The organism is Kitasatospora sp. NPDC032757 (assembly GCF_055579305.1).
The window spans coordinates 681300-691776 of record NZ_JBVINN010000001.1 but is presented as its reverse complement, the minus strand read 5'-3'; the positions used below and the strand labels follow the sequence as shown (position 1 = coordinate 691776).

Here is a 10477-nt window from a genome sequence, read left to right as displayed (position 1 = left end):
CTGCTGCGGCCCGAGCGGATCGGTGTGGTGCTCTCCGAGGAGTTCCAGCTCCACCCCGAACAGTCCACCGACGCCATCGTCATCCACCACCCCGAGGCCAAGTACTTCAACGCGCGGTAGTCCGGACGTCGCGTACCGTTCGCCCTTTTCGGGCGGTCGGGGCGTATCCTGGATCATCCTGAACGGGCCGGTCCGCTCAACCAGCGGGCCGGCCTGTGCCATCCCCAGGAGCCGGCGCCCCGGTCGCGGCCCCCGGGGGTACCGACGGAAGGACCCCGCCATGACGACCATCTCCACCGCCACCCGCGTCCTCGACCACGGCGACGGCCGGGGCCTGCAGGCGGTGCTGCTGGACATGGACGGGACGCTGGTCGACACCGAGGACCTCTGGTGGCAGGCCGAGGCCTCGCTCTTCGCCGAGCTGGGCTACGCGCTCGACGAGAGCGACCGCGCCCAGCTCGTCGGCGGCCCGATGAGCCGGGTGATCGACTACCTGCTCGCCAGCACCGGCGTGGACATCGCACCGGCCGACCTCACCGTCCTGATCAACCAGCGTTTCGTGGACCTCCTGGCCGGCGGCGTGCCGCTCATGCCGGGCGCCGAGCGGCTCCTCAACACCCTTGCCGCGCACGGCGTTCCGGCCGCCCTGGTGTCCGCCTCGCATCGCCACGTCATCGACATCGTGCTGCAGTCGCTGGGCACGCACCACTTCGCGTTCTCGGTCGCCGGTGACGAGGTGCCGCGCACCAAGCCGCACCCGGACCCGTACCTGGAGGCGGCGCGCCGGCTGGGCGCCGAGCCGGGCCGCTGCGTGGTGGTGGAGGACGCGCCGACCGGCGTCCGCTCGGCCGAGGCGGCGGGCTGCCCGGTGATCGCGGTGCCGACGGTCGCGGTGATCGAGCCGGCCCCGGGGCGGCTGGTGCTGTCCTCCCTGGAGCAGGTCGATCTTGAACTGCTCCGCTCGCTGGTCGCCTCGCGAGTGTGATTGTCGTCTCATTGCGGATGGGGCCTACTGACCGGTAAGTGGTCACCGCTGTCCGCCACCACTGCCCGCCCGGGGAGAAAACGGGCATTGGCTGACAACTCGTGGGACGGCCGCTTCCGCACCCGCCCTCCCGTGTCCCAACTGTCACCTGTACGGGTATCGGTGGTGCGTGTTCGATATGGCACGCTACTCCAGTTCGTTCCCCACCCCCGAGCCCTGCACCGCCGCTGACGGGCGACCCCGTCCTGCCCGCGGTCGCACGGCAACCGGTCCGCGCGCGCCACACACCCGGTAGGCGCACCCCACCGCGGGCCGGCCGGCCCCCCGGCCGGACCGCACCCAGAAGGACGCGACCCGTGAAGACTTCAGCTCGAAGACTGGCAGTGCTCGGCTGTGCCGGGCTGGTGACCGTCTCGGTGGCCGGCTGCGGATCGGTGACCGACGCCGTCAACGGGGACACCGCCAAGTCGATCACCATGGGCACCACCTCGGTCACCAACGTGATGGACCCGGCCGGTGCCTACGACTCCGGTGCCTGGCTCGTCCTGCGCAACACCTTCCAGTCGCTGCTCGTCTACCCGGCCGCCTCCAGCGCACCCAACCCGGACGCCGCGCAGTCCTGCGAGTTCACCGGCGGCGACGCCATGCTCTACCACTGCACGCTCAAGGGCGGCCTGAAGTTCTCCAACGGCCACCCGCTCACCGCCGCCGACGTGGTCTACTCCGTCGCGCGGACCAAGAAGATCAACGACCAGAACGGCCCTGCCGGCCTGCTGGACACGATCAAGTCGGTCGAGGCCAAGGGCGACACCGAGGTGATCTTCCACCTCTCCCAGCCCGACGCCACCCTCCCGGCCAAGCTGGCCACCCCGGCCGGCGCCATCGTCGACCACCAGGTCTTCCCGGCCGACCAGCTGCTGACCAACGACAAGCTGGTCGGCTCCGGCCCGTACAAGATCGACTCGATCGAGACCATGAACGCCGAGGGCGGCACCAAGGTGCCCGGCAAGGTCGTGCTGACGCCCAACGGCAGCTACGCCGGCGACGCCAAGCTGCGGAACAAGAAGTTCACCGTGCGGTACTTCGACAAGGCCGCCGAGCTGAAGGTCTCGCTCGACAAGGGCGAGATCGACCTGACCGACAACAGCCTGGAGCCCAACACCGCGGCCCAGGTCCGCTCCGAGCAGCAGGGCGGCAAGACCGACCTCCAGGTCGTCGAGGGCGACAGCAACGACACCCGCAGCCTGGTCTTCAACACCAAGGACGCGACCACCGGCAACGTCGCCGTCCGCCAGGCCGCCGCCCAGCTGGTCGACCGCAAGACGCTCGCCCGCGACGTCTTCGCGCGCACCGTCCAGCCGCTGTACTCGATGGTCCCGGCCGGCGTCACCGGCCACAACACGTCCTTCTTCGACAAGTACGGCGACCAGGACGTCAGCAAGGCCAAGGCGATCCTCGCCGCGGCCAAGGTCCCGATGCCGGTCAAGCTGAGCCTCACCTGGTCCCGCTCGCGGGCCGAGAGCGCCGAGGCCGACATGCTGAAGAAGCAGCTGGAGGCCGGCGGCGTCTTCCAGGTGACCGTCCAGCACGAGGCCGACTGGGAGGCCTTCAAGAAGGGCTGGACCGAGGGCAGGTACCAGGCGTACACCGTCGGCTGGTTCGCGGACTACCCGGACGCCGACAACTACATCGCGCCGCTGATCGTCGATGGCGGGGCCTACCACCACGGCTGGGACGACGCGCGGATCAGCCAGAAGCTGGTGCCCGAGGGCCTCAAGCAGGCCGACCGCTCCGCCGCGTCGTCGAGCTACGCGCAGATCCAGGCCATCGTCGCCGACAACGTGCCGCTGATCCCGCTCTTCCAGAACAAGTCCTTCTACGCCTCGAAGCCGTACATCACCGGCGTGGAGTCGACCATCGACACCACCGGCGTCTTCCGCTTCTGGGAGATCGGCCGGATCGGCAAGTAGCCGGCCGGCGGCGTGCAGTGGCCCGGGCGACCGGGCAACCCTCAGCACGGTGGCCCGTCCGCTCCCCCCAGGGTGCAAGGGGAGCGGACGGGCCACCGTCATGTCCGGCCCGTGGCGCCCCGGACACGGTGCTCGGAGCAGCCGTGCCCGGGGCGCGGTGCTCAGAGCGCGCCCGGGCGCACCAGCCCGCTCTCGTACGCGTACACCGCCGCCTGCACCCGGTCGCGCAGCTGAAGCTTGGTCAGCACGTGCCCCACGTGGGTCTTCACCGTGGTCTCGCTGACGAACAGCTCCGCCGCGATCTCCGCGTTCGACAGGCCCCGCGCCACCAGCTTCAGCACCTCCAGCTCACGCTCGGTCAGCGCGTTCAGCGCCTGCGGCGGCGCCTCGTCGCCCGAGGGCAGCTTGGTGGCGTACATGTCCAGCAGCCGCCGGGTGATGCTCGGCGCCAGCATCGCCGCGCCGTCCGCGACCACCCGGATCGCCTGCACCAGCTCCTCGGCCGGCACGTCCTTCAGCAGGAAGCCGCTGGCCCCGGCGCGCAGCGCCTCCACGACGTACTCGTCCAGGTCGAAGGTGGTCAGCACCAGCACCTTGGCCGGGCCGTCCCGCCCCGGGCCGGCGATCCGGCGGGTCGCCTCCACGCCGTCCATCCTGGGCATCCGGATGTCCATCAGCACCACGTCGGGCTGGAGCGCCCGCACCTGGTCCAGCGCCTGCTGACCGTCGCCGGCCTCGCCGACCACCACCAGGTCGGACTCGGCCTCCAGGATCATCCGGAAACCGGTGCGCAGCAGCGGCTGGTCGTCGACCAGCAGCACTCGGATCGTCACCTAGGACTCCTTGCTCATGGATCCCCCGTGGGATCGTCTTCGTCAGACACCGTCTTCGACGGACGTACGGGCCAGCGGCAACGGGTACGGCGGGGGAGTGCCGCCGAACTCCGGGCAGCTGGCCTGGTGGTCGCACCAGTCGCAGAGCCGGTTGCGGGTGGCCGGGAACTCCCCGGTGGCCACCGCCTCCGTGATCCGCTCCCAGAGCGCCCGCAGCTTGCGCTCCACCGCGAGCAGGTCCGTCTCGTCCGGGTCGTAGCTGACCACGTCCCCGCCCCCGCCGAGGTAGACCAGCTGCAGCCGCTTGGGGATCACGCCCTTCCACCGCCAGACCACCAGGGCGTAGAACTTCATCTGGAACATCGCCTTGCCCTCGAAGTCACGCGAGGGCGCGCGGCCGGTCTTGTAGTCCACCAGCCGGACCTCACCGGTGGGAGCGACGTCAACCCGGTCGATGTAGCCGCGCAGCAGCAGCCCCGAGTCCAGGGCCGTCTCCACGTACAGCTCCCGCTCCACCGGGTGCAGGCGGGTCGGGTCCTCCAGCCGGAACCAGCGCTCGACCAGCTTCTCGGCGTCGGCCAGCCAGCGGGTCAGCGCCGCGCCGTCCGGGTCCTCGGGGAACAGCGACACCAGCTCCGGGCGCTCGCCCAGCAGCCGCTCCCACTGCGGGCGCAGCAGCCCCAGCGCCCGCTCCGGCGTCCGCTCGGCCGCCGGGCTGTCGAACAGCCGCTCCAGCACCGCGTGCACCAGGGTGCCCCGGGTCGCCGCCGCGCTCGGCGGCTCCGGCAGCCGGTCGATCACCCGCAGCCGGTACAGCAGCGGGCAGGTCAGGAAGTCCCCCGCGCGGGACGGGGACAGGCCGGTCGGAGGTGCCGCCGGCCGGGCCGGGGCCGCGGGGGCACTGCTGGTGTCGGTCTGCTGCATACCCCGACCCTATTGCCCTGTGCTGTCATCCCGCTGCCACGGTGCTGCCACACGGCTTTCCAGTGGGTATGAACCCTGGGGAGGGGCGCGCGGTGTCCCACCGCCCCGATCACGTAGCGTGGGCGCACCGGCGCGCGGTGCACGACGGGGGAACCGACCGAAGGGATCACGGTGAGCGACAGCAGGGGTCCGCAGACCTCCGACCAGCCACCGCACGACGGCAGGACCCGGCCCGGACCGCCCGAGGAGCCCGAGCGCCGCAACGGCATCCTGATGGGCCGCCCCTTCGGCGTGCCCGTCTACGTCACCCCCTCCTGGTTCGTCATCGCGGCCCTGATCACCTGGGTCTTCGGCGGCCAGCTCGACCGCGTCCTGCCCGGGCTCGGCGCCACCCGCTACCTGGTCGCGTTCTCCTTCGCCGTCGCCTTCTACGGCTCCGTCCTCGTCCACGAACTCGCCCACACCGTCGTCGCGCTCCGTTACCGGCTCGGCGTGCGCCGCATCCAGCTCCAATTCTTCGGCGGCGTCTCCGAGATCGAGAACGAGGCCGAGAGCCCGTGGCGCGAGTTCTGGCTCGCCTTCGTCGGGCCGCTGCTCTCGCTGCTGCTCGGCGGCCTCTTCTACCTCGCCATGCAGGCCGTCGAGCTCTCCAGCGTCCCCGGGGTGCTGCTCACCGGCCTGATGGTCTCCAACCTCGTCGTCGCCGCGTTCAACCTGCTGCCCGGACTGCCGCTGGACGGCGGCCGGATGCTGCGCGCCGTCGTCTGGGCGGTCACCGGCCGCCCGATGGCCGGCACCGTCGCCGCCGCCTGGTCCGGCCGCGTCCTGGCCGTCGCGGTGCTGATCGGCCTGCCGCTGGTCAGCTCCGCCCGCGGGGTCGAGCGCTCCACCAGCGACACCATGATCGACGCGGTGCTGGCCGCCGTCCTCGCCGCGCTCATCTGGACCGGCGCCAGCGGCAGCCTGCAGAACGCCCGGCTCAAGGAGGCCCTTCCCGGCCTGCGCCTGCGCGACCTCACCCGCCGGGCAGTCAAGGTCACCGCCGACACCCCGGTCGGCGAGGCGGTCCGCCGCGTCCGTGAGGACGACGCCGGCGCGGTCGTGGTGATCGACGGCCGCGGAGACCCGATCGGCCTCGTCAGGGAGTCCCAGATCCGCGCCATCCCGGAAGAGCGCCGCCCCTGGGTCGCCGTCGGCGCCCTGGCCCGCGACCTCGAACCGGGCCTGCGCCTCGCCGCCGACCTCACCGGCAACGACCTGCTGCGCGCCGTCCGCGCCACCCCCGCCACCGAGTACCTGGTAGTCGAGGCCGACGGCACGGTGTACGGCGTCGCCTCGCGCACCGACATCGAGCAGCGCCTGAACGCCGCCGTCACCGGCCGCTGAAAGGCCGCTGAAAGGCCCGCCCGGTGAGCGGCGCCGCCGCCGGAACGATCACCTGGTAAGCCGGACGGCCCGCTTCCCTTAGGATTGTCCGCATGTCCGAACCGACCGGTGCCACCCGCCGACGCGGGCCCTTCCAGGTCGGGGACCAGGTCCAGCTGACCGACCCGAAGGGCCGCCACTACACGTTCACGCTCCAGGCCGGGAACCAGTTCCACACCCACAAGGGTGCGTTCCCCCACGACGAGCTGATCGGCGCCCCCGAGGGCACGGTCGTGCGCACCACGGGGAACGTCCCGTACCTCGCGCTGCGCCCCCTGCTCCCCGACTACGTCCTGTCCATGCCGCGCGGCGCCGCCGTGATCTACCCCAAGGACGCGGGGCAGATCCTGGCCATGGCCGACATCTTCGCCGGCGCCCGCGTCGTCGAGGCCGGCGTCGGCTCCGGCGCGCTCTCCAGCTACCTGCTGCGCGCCGTCGGCGACACCGGCATGCTGGCCTCCTACGAGCGCCGGCAGGACTTCGCCGACATCGCCAAGGGCAACGTCGAGCGCTACTTCGGCGGGCCGCACCCGGCGTGGAAGCTCACCGTCGGCGACCTCCAGGACAACCTCGTCGAGACCGACGTCGACCGCGTCATCCTCGACATGCTCGCCCCCTGGGAGTGCCTGGACGTCGCCTCCAAGGCGCTCGTCCCCGGCGGCCTCATCTGCTGCTACGTGGCCACCACGACGCAGATGTCCAAGACCGTCGAGGCGCTGCGCGAGCACGGCACGTTCACCGAGCCGCAGGCCTGGGAGACCATGGTCCGCACCTGGCACCTGGAGGGCCTGGCCGTCCGCCCGGACCACCGGATGATCGGCCACACCGGCTTCCTGCTCACCGCCCGCCGCCTCGCCGACGGCGTCGAGCCGCCGCTGCGCCGGCGCCGCCCGGCCAAGGGCGCGTACGGCGAGGACTACGACAACGGCTCGACCGAGCCCAGCCTCCAGGAGCGCGCCGCGGCCCGGGCCGCCTCCCGCGCCACCGAGGCGGAGCCCGCCGACCTCGGCTGACCCGTACGCCCGACAGGGGTGGTACGCCGGGCACTCCGCCCGCGTACCACCCCTTCGTGCTACCCCCACACCCGGGCCACCCCGCGCGCGCCCCCATGTGGGACGATGCTCGCTCACACCGACCCACGCGCACACATTCCCGCTGGAGGGGACGCCTGGTGGAGACCGCGGTCACGGCGACGGCAGAGCAGCAGACACCACAGGGCCGCAGCGGTCCCGCACACGCCCGGTCCGCCCCCTGGCATTGGGCACTGGCGACCGCCGGCTGCGCGGCGGTCGTCGCCACCGCGCTCGCCGCCGACCCGGCCACCGGCACCCCGGCGCCCGCCCGGGCCGCCGCCAAGGCCCTCCCGGCCGCCGCCGCCCCCGACCCGGCCCGGGCCGAACTCCCGCTGGACTGCGGGCCGTTCCCGGTGAAGATATCCGTCAGTTTCGCCGCCGACCTCGGCGACGGCCGCCCCGGCACCGTCGCCGCCGCCCACTGCGCGGCCGAGACCGGCACCCCGCCGGACGCCGTCTACCTGCTCGGCCCCGGCGCGGGCGGAAAGCCCGTGGTGCTGGCCACCCTGCTCTCCGAGGGCGAGAACCTCACCGTCGGCCGGCTCGGCCTGCGCAGCGACGGCGTCATCACCGGCCACGCGCAGGGGTATTCCGGCGACGACGTCCCGCGATTCAGCCCGGACATCTCACTGGACCTCACCTGGACGCGCAAGGGCGGCGGCTGGGACCGCTCCCAGACCACCGCCCCGCTGACCCGGACCTGACGGCCATTCGCCCGCTCGCCCCGGCTGCCCGGGGCGCGGCTACTCGTCGGCGTCCGGCCCGTACACCTCGACCCGGTCGGCGACCCGGCGCACGTGGATGCAGTCGCCCGGGCACTCCTTCGCCGAGTCCACCACGTCCTGAAGCAGCGTCAGCGGCACCGGAGCCGTCTCGCCGGGCTGCTGGCGCAGCTCGTCGTCGGACCCCTTCACGTAGGCCAGCCCGTCGATGTCGAGCTCGAAGACCTCGGGCGCGTACTGCACGCAGATGCCGTCACCGGTGCACAGATCCTGGTCGATCCACACCTCCAGCGGTTCGCTGGCCGCCGCCTCTTCGGTCACCGACATGGTCCCCTGCCGTTTCTGTCCCGGGTCGCCCCTTATCGGAGGCAATCCCGCCATTCGTACAACGATCGGACCGGAAGTCTCGGTCGCGATCGGATATCGACTCGCTCGACGATACATCTGGTCCGCTTTGGGCGGTGCGCGGTGGGTATCCCCTTAGCAGAGGGGAAGCACGCGAGGGCGAAGATCGGACACGCCCGTTCCATCTTTCTTGATCTAGGGGTTTACGGACCCCTGGTCCCAGGTAGGGTCTGGAAGCGTCCAGCTCCCCGGAGGAGGTGAGGACCGTGGCAGCCCACGATGACGACTACAACCGCAGCACCGGCAGGCCCGCTCGTGGTTCCGACGAGGCCGCTCAGGTCTCGTACCTTGAGCAGGAAATCGCCGTGCTGCGCCGCAAGCTCGCCGACTCGCCGCGCAATTCGAGAATCCTCGAAGAGCGGATCGTCGAGCTCCAGACCAACCTGGCCGGCGTGACCGCCCAGAACGAACGGCTCGCCTCCACCCTGCGCGAGGCCCGCGACCAGATCGTGGCCCTCAAGGAGGAAGTGGACCGGCTGGCACAGCCCCCGGCCGGATTCGGCACCTTCCTCAGCCGGAACGAGGACGGCACCGCCGACATCTTCACCGGGGGGCGCAAGCTCCGCGTGAACGTCAGCCCCAACGTCGACCTCGACGAACTGCGGCGCGGCCAGGAAGTGATGCTCAACGAGGCTCTCAACATCGTGGACGCGATGGCCTTCGAGCGCATCGGCGACATCGTCACCCTCAAGGAGATCCTCGAGGACGGCGAGCGCGCCCTGGTCATCGGCCACACCGACGAGGAGCGGGTGGTGCGCCTCGCCGAACCGCTGCGCGAGATCACCATCCGGGCGGGGGACGCCCTCCTGCTGGAGCCCCGCTCCGGCTACGTCTACGAGGTCGTGCCCAAGTCCGAGGTCGAGGAGCTGGTCCTCGAAGAGGTCCCGGACATCGACTACCGCCAGATCGGCGGCCTCAGCAACCAGATCGAGCAGATCCGCGACGCGGTCGAGCTGCCCTACCTGCACGCCGACCTCTTCAAGGAGTACGAGCTGCGCCCGCCCAAGGGCGTGCTGCTCTACGGCCCGCCCGGCTGCGGCAAGACGCTGATCGCCAAGGCGGTGGCCAACTCGCTGGCCAAGAAGGTCGCCGAGGTGACCGGCCGGCCCCAGGGGAAGAGCTACTTCCTGAACATCAAGGGCCCCGAGCTGCTCAACAAGTACGTGGGCGAGACCGAGCGGCAGATCCGGCTGGTCTTCCAGCGGGCCAGGGAGAAGGCGAGCGAGGGCACGCCCGTCATCGTCTTCTTCGACGAGATGGAGTCGCTCTTCCGCACCCGTGGCTCCGGTGTCAGCTCGGACGTGGAGAACACCATCGTCCCGCAGCTGCTCGCCGAGATCGACGGCGTGGAGGGCCTGGAGAACGTCATCGTCATCGGCGCCTCGAACCGCGAGGACATGATCGACCCGGCGATCCTGCGGCCCGGCCGCCTGGACGTCAAGATCAAGATCGAGCGCCCGGACGCCGAGGCCGCGAAGGACATCTTCTCCAAGTACCTCAAGGGCACGCTGCCCTTCCACCCGGACGACCTCAAGGAGCACGACAGCTCCGTCGGGGCGACCGTGGAGGCGATGATCCAGTCGGTGGTGGAGCGGATGTACTCCGAGACCGAGGAGAACCGCTTCCTGGAGGTCACCTACGCCAACGGTGACAAGGAGGTCCTGTACTTCAAGGACTTCAACTCCGGCGCGATGATCCAGAACATCGTCGACCGCGCCAAGAAGATGGCCATCAAGGACTTCCTCGACCACGGCCAGCGCGGTCTGCGCGTCTCCCACCTGCTCGCCGCCTGCGTGGACGAGTTCAAGGAGAACGAGGACCTGCCCAACACCACCAACCCGGACGACTGGGCCAGGATCTCCGGCAAGAAGGGCGAGCGGATCGTCTTCATCCGCACGCTGGTCACCGGAAAGCAGGGCGCCGAGTCCGGCCGCTCGATCGACACTGTCGCCAACACGGGGCAGTACCTGTAACCGCACAGCTCCCGGGCCCGCAGGGTCCGGGCCGGCATGCGGTCCCGGAACAGCACGCACCCCGTCCGGCTGTGGCGCCTCGCGGCCCCGCAGCCGGACGGCGCGTCTCGGGACCCGCCTGTCGGTGCCGCGTTCTAGGCTCGACCCACCGCGCGCGGGCACATCGC

The 10477-nt window shown here is 71.2% G+C and carries 9 protein-coding genes; 6 read left to right on the top strand and 3 right to left on the bottom strand.

Annotation, left to right across the window (positions count from 1 at the left end; translation table 11 throughout):
- The first annotated feature begins 280 nt into the window (after positions 1-280).
- Both ACZ5WK_RS03125 and ACZ5WK_RS03120 read left to right on the top strand, forming a co-directional pair.
- Positions 281-985, top strand: a complete 705-nt coding sequence (locus ACZ5WK_RS03125) for an HAD family hydrolase (protein WP_465544317.1) — start codon at positions 281-283, stop codon at positions 983-985.
- A gap of 356 nt (positions 986-1341) precedes the next feature.
- Positions 1342-2955 carry an ABC transporter substrate-binding protein gene (locus ACZ5WK_RS03120; protein ID WP_465544315.1) on the top strand — a complete coding sequence of 538 codons (1614 nt, stop codon included), beginning with the start codon at positions 1342-1344 and terminating at the stop codon, positions 2953-2955.
- A 161-nt stretch (positions 2956-3116) separates the two neighbouring features.
- Here the strand turns inward: ACZ5WK_RS03120 and ACZ5WK_RS03115 are convergent, their stop codons facing one another.
- Both ACZ5WK_RS03115 and ACZ5WK_RS03110 read right to left on the bottom strand, forming a co-directional pair.
- Positions 3117-3788 (bottom strand): response regulator, encoded by a 672-nt coding sequence (locus ACZ5WK_RS03115; RefSeq protein ID WP_030242805.1) that lies wholly within the window; start codon positions 3786-3788, stop codon positions 3117-3119.
- Between the two features lie 42 nt (positions 3789-3830).
- A complete protein-coding gene (locus tag ACZ5WK_RS03110; protein ID WP_396321809.1) occupies positions 3831-4712 on the bottom strand; it encodes a RecB family exonuclease in 882 nt (293 codons plus the stop codon).
- A gap of 171 nt (positions 4713-4883) precedes the next feature.
- On the opposite strand from ACZ5WK_RS03110, the gene ACZ5WK_RS03105 reads away from it, so the two are divergent.
- The 3 genes from ACZ5WK_RS03105 (at position 4884) to ACZ5WK_RS03095 (ending at position 7914) form a co-directional block, all read left to right on the top strand.
- Complete coding sequence (locus ACZ5WK_RS03105) at positions 4884-6098, top strand: site-2 protease family protein (protein WP_465544312.1); 1215 nt, start codon at positions 4884-4886, stop codon at positions 6096-6098.
- A gap of 92 nt (positions 6099-6190) precedes the next feature.
- The gene (locus tag ACZ5WK_RS03100) at positions 6191-7150 is read left to right on the top strand and encodes a tRNA (adenine-N1)-methyltransferase (RefSeq protein ID WP_396321807.1); all 960 of its coding nucleotides are present in this window, start codon (positions 6191-6193) and stop codon (positions 7148-7150) included.
- Between the two features lie 158 nt (positions 7151-7308).
- A complete protein-coding gene (locus ACZ5WK_RS03095; protein WP_465544309.1) occupies positions 7309-7914 on the top strand; it encodes a hypothetical protein in 606 nt (201 codons plus the stop codon).
- Positions 7915-7953: 39 nt separating this feature from the next.
- Here ACZ5WK_RS03095 and ACZ5WK_RS03090 read toward each other — a convergent pair whose 3' ends face one another.
- Positions 7954-8259, bottom strand: a complete 306-nt coding sequence (locus ACZ5WK_RS03090) for a ferredoxin (protein ID WP_465544307.1) — start codon at positions 8257-8259, stop codon at positions 7954-7956.
- Between the two features lie 284 nt (positions 8260-8543).
- On the opposite strand from ACZ5WK_RS03090, the gene arc reads away from it, so the two are divergent.
- The gene (gene arc / locus ACZ5WK_RS03085) at positions 8544-10310 is read left to right on the top strand and encodes a proteasome ATPase (protein ID WP_465544304.1); all 1767 of its coding nucleotides are present in this window, start codon (positions 8544-8546) and stop codon (positions 10308-10310) included.
- Positions 10311-10477: the final 167 nt, after the last annotated feature.

Coding starts and splice junctions, on each gene's coding strand:
- ACZ5WK_RS03125 (WP_465544317.1), top strand. CDS start 281: ATGACGACCATCTCCACCGCCACCCGCGTCCTCGACCACGGCGACGGC.
- ACZ5WK_RS03110 (WP_396321809.1), bottom strand. CDS start 4,712: ATGCAGCAGACCGACACCAGCAGTGCCCCCGCGGCCCCGGCCCGGCCG.
- ACZ5WK_RS03100 (WP_396321807.1), top strand. CDS start 6,191: ATGTCCGAACCGACCGGTGCCACCCGCCGACGCGGGCCCTTCCAGGTC.
- ACZ5WK_RS03090 (WP_465544307.1), bottom strand. CDS start 8,259: ATGTCGGTGACCGAAGAGGCGGCGGCCAGCGAACCGCTGGAGGTGTGG.